This window comes from Vibrio bathopelagicus (genome assembly GCF_014879975.1).
In the GTDB taxonomy this organism is placed as follows: Bacteria; Pseudomonadota; Gammaproteobacteria; order Enterobacterales; family Vibrionaceae; genus Vibrio; species Vibrio bathopelagicus.
Window position 1 is genome coordinate 455,308 of the sequence record NZ_CP062501.1, and the last position, 18,203, is coordinate 473,510.

At 44.8% G+C, this 18,203-nt stretch carries 11 protein-coding genes; 4 read left to right on the forward strand and 7 right to left on the reverse strand.

Annotated elements, in window-relative coordinates; genetic code table 11:
- Positions 1–77: 77 nt before the first annotated feature.
- Positions 78–998 carry a DUF368 domain-containing protein gene (locus IHV80_RS18360; protein WP_076668414.1) on the reverse strand — a complete coding sequence of 307 codons (921 nt, stop codon included), beginning with the start codon at positions 996–998 and terminating at the stop codon, positions 78–80.
- A 587-nt stretch (positions 999–1,585) separates the two neighbouring features.
- On the reverse strand, positions 1,586–4,294 hold the full coding sequence (gene malT, locus IHV80_RS18365) for an HTH-type transcriptional regulator MalT (protein WP_192891769.1): 2,709 nt from the start codon (positions 4,292–4,294) through the stop codon (positions 1,586–1,588).
- Between the two features lie 565 nt (positions 4,295–4,859).
- Here malT and IHV80_RS18370 point away from each other — a divergent pair.
- From IHV80_RS18370 to glgB, 3 genes are all read left to right on the forward strand, one after another.
- The gene (locus tag IHV80_RS18370) at positions 4,860–7,313 is read left to right on the forward strand and encodes a glycogen/starch/alpha-glucan phosphorylase (RefSeq protein ID WP_192891770.1); all 2,454 of its coding nucleotides are present in this window, start codon (positions 4,860–4,862) and stop codon (positions 7,311–7,313) included.
- Between the two features lie 178 nt (positions 7,314–7,491).
- Positions 7,492–9,672, forward strand: a complete 2,181-nt coding sequence (gene malQ / locus IHV80_RS18375) for a 4-alpha-glucanotransferase (protein ID WP_192891771.1) — start codon at positions 7,492–7,494, stop codon at positions 9,670–9,672.
- 175 nt (positions 9,673–9,847) lie between these two features.
- A complete protein-coding gene (gene glgB / locus IHV80_RS18380) occupies positions 9,848–12,028 on the forward strand; it encodes a 1,4-alpha-glucan branching protein GlgB (protein WP_192891772.1) in 2,181 nt (726 codons plus the stop codon).
- A 122-nt stretch (positions 12,029–12,150) separates the two neighbouring features.
- Here glgB and IHV80_RS18385 read toward each other — a convergent pair whose 3' ends face one another.
- From IHV80_RS18385 to IHV80_RS18400, 4 genes are all read right to left on the reverse strand, one after another.
- Positions 12,151–12,621 carry a TetR/AcrR family transcriptional regulator gene (locus IHV80_RS18385; RefSeq protein WP_192891773.1) on the reverse strand — a complete coding sequence of 157 codons (471 nt, stop codon included), beginning with the start codon at positions 12,619–12,621 and terminating at the stop codon, positions 12,151–12,153.
- Positions 12,622–12,843: 222 nt separating this feature from the next.
- On the reverse strand, positions 12,844–13,683 hold the full coding sequence (locus IHV80_RS18390) for an energy-coupling factor transporter transmembrane component T family protein (protein WP_192891774.1): 840 nt from the start codon (positions 13,681–13,683) through the stop codon (positions 12,844–12,846).
- Entirely contained in the window at positions 13,680–15,374 is a 1,695-nt protein-coding gene (locus tag IHV80_RS18395; protein ID WP_192891775.1) for an ABC transporter ATP-binding protein, read from the reverse strand. Before IHV80_RS18395 ends, IHV80_RS18390 begins: the two co-directional genes overlap by 4 nt.
- A gap of 6 nt (positions 15,375–15,380) precedes the next feature.
- Complete coding sequence (locus IHV80_RS18400) at positions 15,381–15,929, reverse strand: ECF-type riboflavin transporter substrate-binding protein (protein WP_192891776.1); 549 nt, start codon at positions 15,927–15,929, stop codon at positions 15,381–15,383.
- Between the two features lie 447 nt (positions 15,930–16,376).
- Between IHV80_RS18400 and IHV80_RS18405 the strand changes: the two genes are divergently transcribed.
- Positions 16,377–16,925, forward strand: coding sequence for a carboxymuconolactone decarboxylase family protein (locus IHV80_RS18405; RefSeq protein WP_192891777.1), 549 nt, complete (start codon positions 16,377–16,379; stop codon positions 16,923–16,925).
- A 100-nt stretch (positions 16,926–17,025) separates the two neighbouring features.
- Here IHV80_RS18405 and IHV80_RS18410 read toward each other — a convergent pair whose 3' ends face one another.
- A complete protein-coding gene (locus tag IHV80_RS18410) occupies positions 17,026–18,201 on the reverse strand; it encodes a MalY/PatB family protein (protein ID WP_192891778.1) in 1,176 nt (391 codons plus the stop codon).
- Positions 18,202–18,203: the final 2 nt, after the last annotated feature.

Genomic DNA, 18,203 nt, shown 5'->3' on the forward strand with positions numbered 1-18,203 from the left:
AACTCAGTATTTACGGGACTCATTCATGTAACACGTTTCCCATTCGTTTTCTGAGTTTCCTATTCGTTTCTAAATAGCTAATCCGCGTTGCGCTCTGCGAACTTCTCTAATCCAAGAACCAGAGCAATCGCTACTAGCATCATCACAATTGCCAACACCAGCTGAGAAGGCTGAGAAGTCACTGCTTCAAAGTCGAACGGCGATAGGTTTTCTTGAATCAGAGGAACTTGTTCACCTTTCGAGTTAGTGCGCCAGCTGATGGTCTCTTTCCAAGGCCAGATTTTTGGTAGCGTACCGATCATCAAACCGGTTAAGAACACTAATGTAAAATCACGGAATGAACGCAGCAGCCATGACAGTACGTGTGAGAAGGTTAATAGACCAAGCACACAGCCACTAAGGAATAGCGCAAGCACATCGATTTGGAACTCTTTTACGGCACCTAATACAGGGCTGTACATGCCTATCAGTAATAGAATAAAGCTACCCGAGATACCCGGCAAAATCATCGCACATATCGCAATCGCACCCGCAATCAGCAGGTTTATGCTGGTTGGCTCCATTTGCAGAGGCTTAAGCACAGTAATGCTATAAGCGAAGGCAACACCAAGCAGTAAAAATACGAATCGAATCATATCGCGCTTTTCTACTTGCTTAAGAATGTGGAAAACTGACACCAAGATAAGGCCAAAGAAGAAAGACCACAGTGGAACCGGGTGCGTGACCAATAACCAAGAAATCAATTTTGCGAATGTTGCAATGCTTGTGAATACGCCCGCGAACAGTGAAATCAGGAAGAAACCATTGATGTGGTTAAACGCGGCTTTGAAGCCTTCGCGTTTCCATAAGCCAAGTACGCTAGGGTTAATTCTGCGAATGCTTTCTAGCAGGGTATCGTAGATTCCAGTGATGAATGCGATGGTTCCGCCCGACACGCCAGGGACAACGTCGGCTGCGCCCATTGCCATGCCTTTGAAAAAAGTACTTAAGTAGTTCATTGCTTCATAGAGTTGAGGGTGATTTTGTGCAGTATACAAACTTTAGTGTAAAAAAAGTATGAATATGCCTTTGGCGAGGTGCTTTTATTACCTTGTTAATTGTAAGGCAATAAGTTGAAGTGAACATTTGCCTAATATTTAAAATACAACCACTTAGTGATTTATCATTAAGAGTATCGATGAAACTGGTCTCTTATCGATATTGCATCTTGGTTGCATTATGCAAATGCACTTTGCAATTCGCATGTGAAAATCGCGGGTTTTATGCGATGCAGGGCTTATAAAACGCTAAATTAAAGTTGGCACGCTAACTGCATTATATTAATTGACCCTTCTTAAGCCGAGGGTCACCTAGCCAACTGACGTTGTTAGTGAACTTATGATTTGTTCACAAATATATAGAGCCAATCGCGATTATTGCGGTTGGCTATTTTTTTGCCTGTCATTTGGCTCTCTGTGATTTTGTTACCTGCTATTTCCTTCATGTCCAAGCGAAAAAAAAGCCAGCCACCATCGGTGACTAGCTTATGTTCTTCTCGAATCAATCTCGAATCAATCTCGAATCAATCTCGAATCTTGAACCTGTTTTAGTATCCCATCAACTGCAGCAGGTTCTCTGCTGTGCTGATCGCTTCTTTACGGTTAGCAATGTTGAGCTTTTGGTACAGGTTACGGATGTGAGTCTTGATCGTGGTACCTGCAACATCAAGTTCTTGGGCGATTTGCTCATTACTAAATCCAGAGTAGATCAGGCCAAGCACCTGCCATTCACGCTGTGTGAGTGGGCTAGTGCGCACCAGTTCAGGTATGTTCGGGTGATTAACCAGATTCTCAACAAAGTCTTCATCGAAGTGAACCGAGCGGCTACGTTGGGTGGTTGAGATATCTTTCATGATCTGCTGAGCACGGTGACGTTCTAAATCGCCCAAGCCAGGCTTGTTGCTCAACTTATCCAAGATATGTCCGATAGTGCCACCGTCGACCAAGAAGTTACCGACCATACCTGTTTGGTTGGTCATGTGCAGAGCTTCTTCAAGTAATACACGAGCGCTGTCTTCATCGTTGATTTGCGTGCGTAACACGGCCTCGACGATTAAGTTTCTGTTGGTATCGGTAATCAGGTGTGAACGCTGTGCTTCACTCTTCAAGAACGCCAACGCTTCTTCGGCTTCTTCATATTGCTCAAGGATGATGTGAGATCTTACGATATTTCGCCACTGGAGCTGACAGAAGTGGTTACTCGCTGATTCAGGACGAACTGCAACACTTAACCAGTCACGAATTGCGTCTTTATCGCCTTTGACCTGCCAGAATAAGATCAATGAAAGTGATGCATTCGCTGTCCAATCCACGTGATAGGTCGATTGACGCAATAGGTGTTGGATTTGATCGATAAACTTAGATGCTTTATCTATTTCACCACGGCTGAGCGAGATACGAGCCAACATCGAATAGCTGTGCAGGTGCTTACTTGGCGAGTGGTGGCCAAGAATATCTAAGCCCTTGTAACAACACTCTTCCGCTTCATCCAATCGGTTCCAACACCAGAAGATCTGAGCTCGAACACGCAACAAGAACTCATGCAGAGGCACGTATTGCAGCTGATGTTCTTCGATCAATTTGAACGCGCTGTCTTGCAGCTCAAATGCCGCTTGAACATAACCTTGAGCAATCAGAATTTCGCTTTGCTGCAAAATGGCCCACAGTGCTTGATGGTAAACCTGATACTGACGTGCAAGCTTTTCTGTTTGCTGCATCATTGGTAGGGCACGGCTTAAGTTACCCATTACGTGATTGACTTCGCCGACAACAGAGGTCGCAACAATACGGCTACGATAAACGGTGGTATTCAACTGGCTTAGAGAAAGCTCGGCTAATTCTAATGCTTTTTCAGGTTCATTACTGTTAATAGCAACTTGCGCACGCAGGGCGTTGTATTGGCCTTGCTGTTGAGTATCCAGTTCGATGTTTCGAGCTTGATACTGAGTTTCGGCTTCTTCTAGAAGCGTGCCTACTTGATCATAACGGTGCTGACTCTGTGCCAGCCAAGCGCGCAGCATTGATAGCTTCGGCTCACTGTATAACTGATCCGTGGTTAGCTGTTTGATTGCCATCTCTAGCGAAGACAACTCGCCTTGGTTAAACATCGGCCAACCGTGTTCCGTTAGAATTTGAATGATCAGTTCTGGATCTTCAGCGCGTTGTGCATGTCGTAGTGCTTGATGAGGCGTTTTTTGTTTGATCCACGCTTTCGCGGCACTTCTGTGCAACTCGGCTTCTTGTTGTGGAATTCGAGCTTGGCGCTCGTGGGCAAGAAATTCACCAAATAGGTTATGGAAGCGGTACCAGTTCTTTTCGCCTTCAAGAGGGTAGATGAATAAGCCAAATCGGTTGAGTGACTCGATCATTCCTAGCGCGTCTTCACGCTGTGTAAGCGCGCAGACTAATTCGTCATTGAAATGATCAAGCACTGAACACTGCATTAAGAACTGTCGGGTTTCTTTATCCAGTAGGTCGAATACCTCTTCAACCAAGTAATCCCAAAGGTGGGCATGGTTAAAGTGAGAGAAAGACTCTGCCGATTGGGCCAGCGTGCGTTTTTGATGTTGAGCTTGAAGAGCAATAAGCTGTAAAGCTGAAGGCCAACCCTCAACATAAGTACAGATATTGCCAGCGGTGGTGTCATCTACGCCATCGGCGACACGTTGATTGAAGAAGCGCGTCGTCTCTTCAGTATCAAAAGCCAGAGAGTCGTTGCCAATCTCAATCATCAAATCACGGACGCGAAGGTTTGCGGTGCCAAGTGGTGGTGTCCCACGGCTAGTCACAACAAGCGTTAGATTGTCAGGCATATGCTTGAGGAAAAAGCGCATCGCCTCGTGAATGTCATCGTTATTAACTAAGTGGTAGTCATCCAACACCAGAAAACACTCTTGGTGGAATTCAGACATCTCGGCGAACACTTCGCTTAACAAAGAATGCAGTGATGAGAACTGTCGTTTTTCTGCCAATTTTTGGGCATTAGGACAGGCATTTTGAGTCGCTTTGTTAAGTGATTGAAGTAGGTAGTTGATATAGCGAAAGGCATCATTGTCACTATCGTCAATGCTGTACCAACCCACATTGGGCTTATCTACCAGCCATTGTGCAGCCATAGTGGTCTTGCCATACCCCGCTGGAGAGCGGAACAGTACGAGCTTGTAGCAATCTGCATTCTGAAGCAGATCGAGAACTCTAGGCCGCAGGATTGCATTGTGTAAGCGGCCGGGACGAGTCAGTTTCGAAGGGATCCACATATCGAAGTTTTACACCTATTCCGTGGCTTATGTTTTAGGGGTCTAAACCGTTATGGAATAAGCCCAATCACATCTGCCTAATTACTTAAGTCTGTGCCTATGTTACGTGAAGCAAAATGGCACCGACTATGATCCTCCGCAGAAACCTTGCACTCCTGCATGTTTTTAGGCTCCTACGCCCTTTATTTGGGACTTTGCTCACGTTGTGGGTGGGTTTTTGAATGTGACTTAGTTCATTTCTACACGAAGATTTATGCAAAAGATGAGAGTCGGAAAATAATTTCGTGATCTCAAACTCAGATTTGGCAATGAGTTCAATCTGGTTAAATAAAAGTCACATCAATTGAAGTTAAGTTATCGAACGGGAGCTTGTGATCTTAGTCACTCCAAGTTTTTGTTCGAAGTCAGAACATGAGAGTCAGATCACTAACCCTATGTCGGTACGCCCCCTACGCCCTTTCATCTACTCCTAGTTAATCGTACGGTCAGGAGGATGTTTAGTTAATGGTGACCATGCACGATATGTCACAGATGAATTAGAACTATTAAAAGCGAGATTTCTGAAATGAAACCAACTCAGCAAAAAACTTTCGATAAAGTGTCGTTCCAAGAAAGCGTTAAGAAGCATTTATCTGCAACCTACGCAACAACGATTGAAAACGCGGATAGCCGCGCATGGTACCTAGCAATGGGTCGCGCATTAGCAGAACTCACAACATTCGACCTGCTAGAAACTGAAAACGATGAAAAAATTAAGAACGCGAAAAGTGTTAACTACCTTTCACTAGAGTTTTTGATTGGCCGTCTGACAGGTAACAACCTAATCAGCATGGGTCTTTACGAAGAGATCACTCATGCAATGGAAGAGCTAGGTCAAAATCTAACAGACCTTTTAGAAGAAGAACGCGACCCATCACTAGGTAATGGTGGTCTTGGTCGTCTTGCTGCTTGTTTTATGGATTCTTGTGCCGCTCAAGAATACCCAACAGTAGGCTACGGTCTTCACTATGAATACGGTTTGTTCAAACAGTCTTTCCAAGACGGTCGCCAACAAGAAGCACCAGACGCGTGGCGCGGTGTTGAAGGTTACCCATGGGAAGTAGCTCGTCCAGAGCTAGCACAACACATTGGTTTTTACGGTCATGTAGAAGTTGAATTCGTCGACGGTAAAGAAGTTCGTACTTGGGTTCCTGGCATGGAAGTAAAAGCAATGCCTTGGGATCTACCTATCGTAGGTTACGAATCAAACACGGTTTACCCATTGCGTCTTTGGGAATGTCAGGCAATCGCACCATTCTCATTAGCAAGCTTTAACAACGGTGATTACTTCGAAGCGCAACACTCGCTAATCGATGCAGGTAACATCACTAAGGTTCTTTACCCGAACGACAACCACGAGAAAGGTAAGACACTGCGCCTAATGCAGCAGTACTTCCACTCAGCAGCATCGGTTCGCGATATTCTACGTCGTCACGAAGCAGCAGGTTTCTCTCTAGAAGATCTGCCTAAGCAAGAAACGATTCAGCTTAACGATACGCACCCAACGATTGCGATTCCTGAGCTAATGCGCATTCTGATCGACGAGAAAGGTCTATCTTGGGAGCAAGCATGGGAAATCAGTGCTCATACGTTCGCATACACGAACCACACACTACTTCCTGAAGCGCTAGAGACTTGGTCTGAATCCCTGATCAATCGTCTTCTTCCACGTCACATGGAAATCATCTTTGAAATCAACCACCGCTTCATGCAAGAAGTTCGCAAGATGTGGCCTGGTGACGGTGAGAAGCAAGCGAAGCTTTCTATCATCCAAGAAGGTTTCCACCGTATGGTTCGCATGGCAAACCTATGTGTGATTGGTTCTTACAAAGTAAACGGTGTAGCTGCACTTCACTCTCAACTAGTTAAGAAAGATTTGTTCCCTGAGTTCAACGAAATCTTCCCTGGCAAACTGACTAACGTAACGAACGGCATCACGCCACGTCGTTGGTTGAAGTTCTGTAACCCAGGCCTATCTACGTTAATTACTGGAAAGATCGGTACTGAGTGGCCTGCAAAACTTGAGCAGCTAGAAGGCATCGCTAAGTTTGCAACGGACGCGAAATTCCAAAAAGAATTCATGGCTGTTAAGAAAGAAAACAAACAGCGCCTTGCTGATTGGGTTCAAGAGAACATGGGTATCGAGTTAGATACTAACGCTATCTTCGACGTGCAAATCAAGCGTTTACACGAATACAAGCGTCAGCACCTAGATTTGCTACACATTCTATCTCTTTACCACCGTATTCTTAACGAACCTGGTTTCGAGTGTGAGCCACGCGTATGTTTCTTCGCAGCGAAAGCAGCACCGGGTTACCACCTAGCAAAAGAAATCATCTTCGCGGTTAACAAGATTGCAGAGAAGATCAACAACGATCCTCGCATCGGTAACAAGCTTAAAGTGGTATTCATCCCTGACTACCGTGTAAGCATGGCTGAAATCATCATCCCTGCAGCAGACGTTTCTCAGCAAATCTCACTCGCTGGTAAAGAAGCATCGGGTACGGGCAACATGAAGATGGCTCTAAACGGCGCTCTAACTATCGGTACGATGGATGGTGCAAACGTTGAGATCCGTGAAGAAGTTGGCGATGAAAACATCTACATCTTCGGCCTAGACGTTGATGGTGTTGTTGCATTGAAAGCTCAGGGTTACAACCCATATGACTACTACAATGCAGACCCGCTACTGAAAGCATCTCTAGACCTATTGACTGGCGATGAGTTCTCTCCAGGTCAACCAGGCCTTCTACGTGCAACGTTTGATAGCCTACTAGATGGCGGTGACCCTTACCTATGTCTAGCTGATTTCGCATCTTATGTGAAAGCACACGAAGACATGGGCACGCAATACAAAGACCAAGCAGGTTGGGCTAAGAAAGCGATTCTTAACACAGCATTGGTTGGTAAGTTCACATCAGATCGCTCAATCCGCGACTACGTGAACAACATCTGGAAGCTAGAAGCCGTTAAACGTTAATAGTTCCAAAATTAGCCAAGGCAGTTCCTGCCTTGGCTCAATTAGCTTGTGAGCAAACAGACGGCTTATTCAGGTAGTGATGCTTACAAACTGATTGTCACAAGCTAATTGATTAGTAAAAAATTAAATAAACAACCCTACAAAAATTGAAAGCGTTAGAACGTTTTCGGAGAGAGCGATGAAAGAACAGACCGTATTAAAACAAGTCGCAGAAATGGCAAATATTGCCGACAGTTACGTTAGTGCGTGGGGCGATGAAGCACAGGTATCAGACGAAACGATTACGTCTCTATTAGCTTCATTGGGCTACGATACAAGCAGCGATGATGCACTATTAAAGTCAGCAGAAAGAAAACACAAAAAAGATGTACTAGACCCAGTTCTTGTCTTGCGTGATGGTGAGCCAGTAGAAGTGGCGCTGAATTTAGGTGTTAGTGCTCGTGAAAGCGAGTTCAGCTGGCGCTTAGAGACCGAGCAAGGAGAGGTACTTGAAGGCTATCTTCAATCTCAAGTCGTTCGTGATGAGCGTGCCGAGGGTGGCCCTTTAGTGTTTGCACTGCCAAGTGATTTGGCATGGGGTTATCACAAGCTAATTGTGAGCCGTAAACGTCGTAAGAAACCTTACGAAATGACACTGATCATTACGCCTAAAGCGTGTTTCAAACAGGCGCCAATCGAGCAAGGCAAAAAGCTTTGGGGCCCGAGTGTTCAGCTTTACACGTTAAGAACTCAGCATAACTGGGGTATTGGTGACTTTGGCGATCTAAAACAGCTTGTTGCAGATATCTCGTCTCGCGGCGGCGACTTCGTTGGCCTAAACCCAATTCACTCATTGTTCCCAGCGAACCCTGAAGGTGCGAGCCCTTACAGCCCGTCTTCACGTCGTTGGCTAAACATCTTATACATTGATGTGAGCTCAGTACCTGAATTCGCATTAAGTGCAGAAGCACAACAAACCGTAGGCAGCGCTGAATTCCAACAACGTCTACAGAAAGCTCGTGACGCACATTGGGTGAATTACACCGAAGTGTCTGAGCTGAAGATGAGCATCTTGCCTCTGCTATTCGCAGAATTTAAGACACGTCATTTAGATAAAAACAGCGACCGCGCACAAGCGTTCTTAGCGTTCGTTGAAGAGGGTGCTGAAAGCTTGATGCATCAAGCGGCGTTTGATGCTCTACACGGTGAGTTACATGCTGAAGATTCAGGCATGTGGGGATGGCCAGTCTTCCCTGAGAAATATCGTACATTCGATAGCCCAGCAACACAGAAATACATCAAAGAGAACCTAGAGCAAGTGCACCTTTACATGTACCTGCAATGGATAGCGGATTGCCAGATCAACGATGCACAGTCTCTTGCAGAAGAGAAAGGCATGGCAGTTGGCCTGTACCGTGATTTAGCGGTAGGCGTTGCGGATTCTGGTAGCGAGACATGGGCTGATGAAGGCAACCTAGTGATGGATGCGAGCATTGGGGCTCCACCGGATATTCTTGGCCCTTTAGGTCAGAACTGGGGTCTGCCACCACTGAACCCTGAAGTCCTATTGGAAACCAGCTACGACGCTTACATCAAATTGCTTCGAGCGAACATGAAACACTGTGGTGCATTGCGTATTGACCACGTGTTAGGTCTACTGCGTTTATGGTGGATTCCAAAAGGTGAAAACGCAACGCAAGGCGCATACATCTACTACCCAGTGCAAGATATGTTGTCGATTCTGGCGCTCGAATCTCACCGTTACCAATGTAGCGTTATCGGTGAAGACTTAGGCACCGTGCCAGACGAAATCGTTGATATCCTAGCGGATGCAGGCGTACATTCTTACAAAGTGTTCTTCTTCGAAACATCAGAAGACGATGGTGGTTTCATTTCACCGAAACACTACGCACCACAATCGATGGCAGCATTGTGTACTCACGATATGCCAACGCTACGTGGCTTCTGGCACTGTGATGATTTGAAGATGGGGCAAGAGATTGGTTTATACCCAGACGCAGCACAGCTAGAAACTCTGTTCGATGACCGTCTTGAGTGTAAGCAAGGTATCTTAGACTCAGTGGCATGGCATGGTTTCCTACCTGAAGGTGTTGGCCGCGATGCAAGCCAAGTACCGATGGACTCTTATCTTGCAGAAGCACTTCAACTGCACGTTGCAGCTGGTGGTTCGACACTTCTTAGTGTTCAACTGGAAGATTGGCTAGAGATGGATAAGCCAGTCAACATTCCTGGTACCGTAGATGAGTACCCTAACTGGCGTCGTAAACTATCAATGAACTTGGACGAAATCTTTGCTCACGAAGGGGTGAATCGTATCGCTTCTAAGCTAACAGACGTTCGAGAAAAAGCCGCGGAGTAATGATATTGAGTGGCTTGAATTTAAGTGGTTTTTTGCTTACGCCGTACGAAACTACAACCTCTGTCACTCAATAATGAATGCTCATCTGGTAGAATAAACCGTCGTTATATTGCCCGCACTAATAGCGGGCATTTTTGTATTATATTTTTTGGATGTTTGGTTAGGGAGAAACGTTTTGGAACTAAGTTCGATTTCAAAGCAAAAACAAATATATACCCAACTATCACAGGCTTGTTTTACTGATCCTTTTGCTTTTCTAGGGCCATACTTACCTTCTGATCAAGGTGCATTACGCGTATGGATTCCAGGGGCGGATAAGGTCGAGTTGATTGTTGGAAAGGAACCTCGTATTGAGTTAGCGCGGGAGGGTGAAAGTGGTTTCATTCTTAAGCAAGAAAGAGACTTACGTTTTACCCATTACAAGTTAGCAGTAGATTGGGCTGGGAAAGAGCAGATCATTGATGATCCGTACCAGTATCATGAACTCTATGCTAGCTATGAAGATCTTCATACACCGAAAGACATGTACCATCACATGGGGGCTCAATTTGTCACTTTAGAGCGTGATGGTCAGGTTATTTCGGGTACTCGATTTCTAGTCTACGCACCGCATGCAACAGCGGCAAGCTTGGTAGGTAACTTCAACGCTTGGGATGGTCGTCGCCATCCAATGCAACGCTTAGATTATGGTATGTGGGGCCTATTCATTCCTGAACTGGAAGAAGGTGCTCAATACAAGTTTGAATTAAAAGGACCTAATGGCGAAGGCTTACCACACAAAGCTGATCCATGGGGTTTCTACTCTGAGCAATACCCATCATTTTCATCGGTTACTTACGATCACGCTCGCTACGAGTGGCAAGATACTCAATGGCAGAATCGCCCAGTTACGCAAAAACGTAAAGAGGCACTTTCGTTCTATGAACTGCACGCTGGTTCTTGGAAGCGTAACGCCGAAGGCGAGTTCCTAAACTACCGTGAGCTTGCTGCAGAGCTCATTCCGTACCTAACTGATCTTGGTTATACACACGTTGAGTTGATGCCAGTTTCAGAGCATCCGTTTTACGGTTCTTGGGGCTATCAGCCAATAGGCTTGTTCGCACCAACGAGTCGTTTTGGATCTCCGGATGACTTCAAATTCTTCGTAGACCAATGTCACCAAGCTGGCCTAGGCGTTGTTCTTGATTGGGTACCTGCACACTTTCCAAGCGATGATCACGGTTTAGCAAACTTCGATGGTACGCCATTGTTCCACGATCCAGATCCACGTCGTGGTTGGCACCAAGATTGGAACTCGTACATTTACGATTTAGGTAAAGAGCATGTGCGCCGTTTCTTGGTAGCCAATGCACTGTACTGGTTCGAACAATTCCATATCGATGGCATTCGTGTTGATGCGGTTGCTTCGATGTTGTACCTCGATTATTCGCGTAGCCATGACCAATGGATCCCGAATGTTGACGGCGGCAACGAAAACTACGACGCTATCGCAACCCTTAAGTGGATGAACGAAGAAGTGTACAAACACTTCCCGAATGCGATGACGATTGCTGAAGAATCAACGGCTTTCCCAGGTGTTTCAGCACCAACTTTTATGGGTGGCTTAGGCTTTGGCTTTAAGTGGAACATGGGGTGGATGCACGATAGCTTGTCTTACATCCAAGAAGACCCAATCAACCGTAAATATCACCACGATACGATTACCTTCCCGCTGGTTTACGCACACAGTGAGAACTACGTATTATCTCTGTCTCACGATGAGGTGGTTTACGGAAAGGGCTCTATCCATAATAAGATGCCTGGTGATGAATGGCAGCAAACGGCGAACTTACGTGCTTACATGGGTTACATGTATGCGCAGCCGGGTAAGAAGCTGAATTTCATGGGTGCTGAGTTTGGTCAGACGGCTGAATGGAATCATGACGATCAACTGCAATGGTTCTTGTTAGATTATGAGCGCCATCAAGGCGTGCAGCGTTTAACCAAAGACTTAAACAATCTGTACCGCTCTGAAGCTGCCATGCACGACCTTGATTTCGATCCAAAAGGCTTCGAATGGCGTCTTCAAGACTCTGCTGAAGCAAGTGTTCTAGCGCATGAGCGTATTAGTGAGTCGGGTGAACGAGTGTTGGTGGTATCTAACTTTACGCCTGTTCCTCACGAGCACTTCCGTCTCGGTGTTCCAGCACAAGGTAAGTACTCACTGCTGCTGAACACTGACTCGGCTGATTACGCTGGCAGTGGCTTTGAAGTGAAGCAGACGGCTGAGATTGAATCAGTAGAAAGCGAGGGCTTAGATACATCGATAGAGTTGCGTTTACCGCCACTATCGACCGTTTTCTACAAACTGAATTAGTCTACAAGCTTAATTAGTTTATAAACTGACTAGTCTAAAGCTAAATCAGTTTACGAACTCAACGAGTTGAGAATATGAAAAAGGGAGCCTTCGGGCTCCCTTTTTGTTTTTATCTGTTTGGCTTAATGCTGCTTGAAGTTCGTTAGATAGAACATTGAGCGCCCTACGACAGTTTCAAGGATACGAACCGAATCAGTTCCAAAGCTCTCAAACATCTTCTTACGAAACTCACCATCTGAGCTGATATTGAACTCTTCAGGGCTGTTAACTTGTGATGCGTGGAAAAACATCAATTTAATCACGTATCGGAACTGCGCATCATCTAGAGCATTTTGCCAAGATTGAATAAATCCTTGTTCTGAAGAGAAATCTAGACTCTCTACAACAACGGATAACATGTGCTTGTGAAGTACTGAGCGGATAGCACGTGTCGATGAATAATAGCCCTGAAGCGTCGTTAAACTAATGCCAATTTCTTGAGCAATCCTTGCATAAGTTAATGCTTCATGTCCTTCAGCCAGAAAAAGGTTTAGTACGATTTCATCGTAGTGCTTTTGGTTTTCTAGTTTCTGTACTTGAGTAATTCGAGCCATTACAAATCTCTATTGAGTGTAACATTCTGTAAACAAGCATATTAAGAGTTTCTGAGCTAAATCTCAAACGCCTTAGGTAAATAAACAGTCAGTTTATCGTTAAAAAACGATAATAATGGCCATTTGCTTGAATTTTATACAGATTTGAGTGCATACAAAAACACCGCCCTATTGAGCGGTGTATTATTTAAAGTTGTTGTTTATATATGTAAATTAATAGATTCAGAATGGATACCAGAATAAATGAGGTTCTAGAATCCGTTTTGCGATGGCCAGTACAACGATAAAAGCGATAATACTCAAACAAATAAAGTCAATACGTTGCAAAGGCGCGTAGCTATACCAAGTACGTGCTTTGTGTCGGCCAAAGCCTCGCAGTGTCATTGCGTTTGAGATCTCGTCTGCACGGTCCAAACTAGAGAAAATGAGTGGACCTAGAACCTTAGCCACATTTTTGATGCGCGTAATAAGTGGTGCTTTCTTTGATAGTTCGACACCGCGAGCTTGCTGAGCATGCATGATATTGATGAAGTCTTTTTTAACTTCAGGCAAATAACGCAATGTTAAGCTGACCGCATAGGCGATCTTGTAGGGAACGCCGATACGGTTGAGGCTCGCTGCAAACTCAGTCGGATGCGTTGTGAAGACAAAAATCAACGCTATCGGGAACATGCTCATGTACTTAAGCGTCACGGTCACTAAGTAAAACAGAGTCTCTTGGCTCAGTGAGTAGTTACCTGGCAATGTCAGCAATAAAGTTTCACTGCCGATAAGCTCAGTACCTTGCTGTGGAGCAAGTAGATACATGAATAAGGCGTTCAGGCTCAGAACACTTGCGGTACCAATCAATAGCGGCTTGTAAACACGCACTGGAACTTGAGTCAGCTTTAATAGGTATAAGCCAGTCAGGATCAAAACAACAATGAGCCTGAGATCGAAGGTTGTAAGGACAACGGTTACCCAAGCTAGGAATAGTGCAAATTTCGTGATGCCATTGAGAGCATGAAGCGGTGATTTTGTATCAATGTAATTGATGCCGAATTTTACTTTTGATGCGTTCATTGAGCACTTCTCTCGTAGTCGATGAAGTACTGCATGAATGCATTGGTGTCGTCGATTTTCATCATAGTCGCGAGTTCATAAATGCTGGTGGTACAAAGGTTTGCACGCTCTAGAAGTGATGGTTGACTAAATACTTCCGTCATCGCTGCATTCGCAATCAACTTACTGTCTGCGATTACGATCGAACGTGTGGTGTACTCGAGAACAAGGTGCATGTCGTGTGAGATGATCACAACAGTAATACCCAAATCACGGTTAAGCTTTTGGATGAATGCCAGCATGGATGTGTAGTTACGGTAGTCTTGACCTGCAGTCGGTTCATCCAAGATAAGAAGCTCAGGCTCCAGCACTAAGATAGACGCGATGGTTACACGTTTTTTCTGACCGTAGCTCAGTGCTTCGATCGGCCAGTGGCGGAACTTGCTCAGCCCACATAGATCAAGAACGTTCTCAACTTTCTCTTTTACTTGACCTTCTGCAACACCACGGTTACGAAGGCCAAATGCAATCTCGTCGAAAATCATATGATGCGAGATCATATGATTTGGGTTCTGCATCACTACGCCGACTTTCTGGCTTCGTTCGAAGATTGAAAGTTCAGACAAGTCTTCTCCATTCAGATATGAAGAGCCCGAATCAGCATCAATCACACCCATAACAATCTTAGTGATGGTGGACTTACCCGAGCCATTTTTACCTAATATTGAAACAAACTCACCTTTGCCAATCTTGAAACTCACATCTTCGAGTGCGTTCTTCTCACCGTCGTAAGAATAAGTTAGACCATGAACTTCAAGTAAAGGTGGGTACTGCTTTTCTGCAACTGGGGCAGGGCGATCAGCAAACCAAGCTTGAACAGCAGGGCGGAACCTTTTGTAGTCTAAAGCTTTTAGGTTTGACAGCTTATCTTCGCTGGTCAATGGGGCTTTAGCCGCCTTAAGCGCCGACAAGTAAAGAGGTTCACGAATACCGTGTGTATCAAGTAATTCAGAAGCCAAGATTTCATCGGGTGTAGTGTCTGCGACGATTTCACCGCGTTCCATTAAGATCACGCGGTCGACATTGCGGTGTAGGACATCCTCGAGACGGTGCTCGATGATCACGATAGTCTTGTTGGTTTCTTTATGAAGTTGGTCGATGATCTCAATCGTTGCCTTACCTGTTTTTGGGTCAAGGCTTGCTAGAGGCTCATCAAACAGCAAGATATCAACGTTATCAACTAAGATGCCCGCTAACGATACTCGCTGTTTTTGACCTCCTGAAAGGTCATGAGGTGAGCGCTCAAGCATGTCCGCTAGGTCGACCATTTTTGCAGTCGACTTAACTAACGGGTACATGTCAATGTTCGACATCAACTGGTTTTCGAGTGCGAAAGCAATATCTTCACCGATACTCAAACCCACAAACTGGCTGTCAGTATCTTGTAATACCGTGCCGACTTGCTCGGTATAGTCGTGCATCGAAAACTCAGAAATGTTTTTGCCGTTGATCTCTAAAGAGCCGGATACTTCACCTTTGATTGCATGAGGTATCAGCCCATTGAGACACTGACCTAGGGTAGATTTACCACTACCACTTGGTCCAATAATGACGATTTTCTCTCCTTTCTCTATCCTTAGATTGATATTTTTTAGCGTCGGTTTATCCAGCGACTCATATCTAAAAGAGAAGTTCGAAAATGCTATAGTCATTATCGCTTATGCCTCAGTCAGGTTGCGGCTTTGCTTATTGCGTTTAGCGACTGATTTAAGGATCAGGAAACCCACAACAGCGATCAGAACGGTGTTACCCGCAGCGATAATAGACAGTTGAGTGAAGACTTTCGTGAACGGTTCTGCGTAAAGAATAGTATCTAAGAATGCAGAACAGCCATATCCGACAACATTACCAATAAGGGCAAGCACAACGAACAACGCAAAGTCTTTCATTGGCAGTTCGCCTTTTTGAAGGCGGTTTTTGGTTACCATAGGAAACAGACCGATAACCATACCCACTATGCCTGAGCCTAACACCCAAGTTAGCCATACGCCCCAACCTGCGAACAAGTCCGTTACCCAGTGGCCGATAAAGCCAACTAAGAAGCCAACAATCGGGCCGAACAGAACAGAAAACAGTGCTAGAACTGCCATTGCTGGCTTTAATGTCGTGTTAGCAAACACTGGGACACCAAACATAGGTAAACCACCAATGCCGTACAGTGCCGCGCCAATAGCGATAACGACGACTGTTTTAGCTGAAAAGTTCATAGATAACCTCGAATACTGAAAGATAAAGCATAATAAAGAACCAATATTCGCCACTATTAATATGTGTCTCAATGAGATCGTTTTTTGGGCAAATATAAAAATAAGGCGCGCATTATATAGTAGAACCCTTCCATAAGGGAAGGTAAGTGTCTAGATGTCTAAAATTCCATCTGAACGTGGAAGTTATATGAAAACAAAGCGTAATTTACGGTTAATCAATAGCTCGTCCTAAAGTCAGTTGAGTTTTGTTTGATATATACATGTCGGAATATATCGAGCGATGAGTAAACCAGTTTGACTTGTGTTTCTATGTTTTGAACGATTGTTCAAATAATCCTTGAACGATCGTTCTTGTTTGTTCTATATTATTTCCACACCAACGGAGAATAGCCACACATTACTTCGTGAAGGAATAAACTTAGAATCAGAATTGATAGGAAGATAACGATGAGCAATTTCAAAATTCATTCAGTAGAATCCGCACCAGAACAAAGCAAACTCATTCTTGAGGGTGCGAAAAAGCAGATGGGTCGAGTTCCGGGGTTATTTGGTGTGTTAGCCGAATCACCGAATACACTTAAGGCTTATACTCAGCTTCATCAAGCATTTAGTGATTCATCTTTTGATGCAGAAGAGCTTACAGTTGTTTGGCAAACCATTAACGTTGAACATGAATGTCATTATTGCGTACCAGCACATACAGGCATTGCACACTCAATGAAGGTTGATCCTGCAATTACTGAAGCACTGCGTAATCGCACAGCAATGCCTACTGAGAAACTGCAAGCTTTGCATGATTTTACATTAAGCATGGTTCGCAACCGCGGCAATGTGCCTGAAAGTGAAATGGCAGCATTCTTCGCTGCAGGTTATGGCCAACAACAAGTGCTAGAAGTGATTCTTGGCCTGTCTCAGAAAGTGATCAGTAACTATGTAAACCGTGTTGCTGAAACGCCAGTAGACAAGGTGTTCGAACAGTTTGCATGGGAAGGTTAATCTAGATAGCTTTCTATTTATCTATTTAGCTGCCAAAAATGAAAAGCCCTGCATAGTTGCAGGGCTTTGTAGCATGGGCTGAATAGCGTTAGCTTGTCACTTACTTCGAGTTACTTAATGCTGCTTTAAGTCTTACCAAGGCATCTGCCAGCACTTCAGCGGGGCATCCTAGGTTTAAACGAATAAACCCTGAACCTTCTTCGCCAAACGCACATCCCATACTCGGCACAATACCGGCTTCAATAAGCTTTTGTTCCAGCGCTTGATCACTGATTTGTAAGGCTCTGCAATCTACCCAGGCTAAGTAGGTCGCTTCAGGCTTTGTGAAGCGAATATGAGGCAGCTCTGTTTTTAAGAATCCATCAAGACTATGGATGTTGTCTTGTAAGTAGCGTTTTAGGTCGGCTAACCAAGAATCACACTCTTGATACGCTGTGGTCGCTGCTGACATTGATAGGCTGTTGAAGCAATCCATGCCATGAGCATCCAAACGGCGAACAAATTTTTCCTTTAACTCCAAATTTGGAATGATGAAGTTCGAGATTCTCAGTGAAGATAAACCAAAGGTTTTACTTGCTGCCGTCGCGACGATGAGTTTATCGGTCAAAGCTGCCGGTAACCTTAATGATGAGTAGAATACGTTGGGGGCAAGCGTTAGATCGCTCCAAATCTCATCACTGATTAGCCAAACATTGTATTTTTGGCAGAGTTCGGCAACCTGTGTGATCTCGTGCTCTGTCCACGCTCTGCCTGTCGGATTGTGAGGGTTGCAGAAGATTAAGGCTTTTGCACCACTGGCGAAGCAATCTTCCAAGTGAGCAAAATCAAGCGTGTATTGCCCTTCAGATTCGTTCAGTGGATTGTTTAGTACTTTGCGGTCGTTAAGTTCGATGATCTTGCGAAACGAGCCGTATCCCGGGCTTTGGATGACGATTTGATCATTCTTATCCGTCAACATTTGCAGTGCGATCGCGATACCGGGTAATACGCCGTGTATTGTCGCCATCCACTCTTTTTTGATGTCGGTATCGTGTTGTTCTTTAAACCAATTGATCGCAGCGTGGTAATAGTCATCCTGACGCTCTGAGTAACCAAAAATACCATGGCTTACGTCTTTAGTTAGACGGTCTAGAACATTCTTAGGCGCTTGGAAGTCGTAGTCTGATACCCACATCGGCAGTAGATCTGAGCCTTCTAGCCCAAGTTTCTGCTCCATAAAATCCCATTTGACCGAGCCAGTATTTCGGCGGTTAATTGTATTGTCGAAAGCGTTCATTG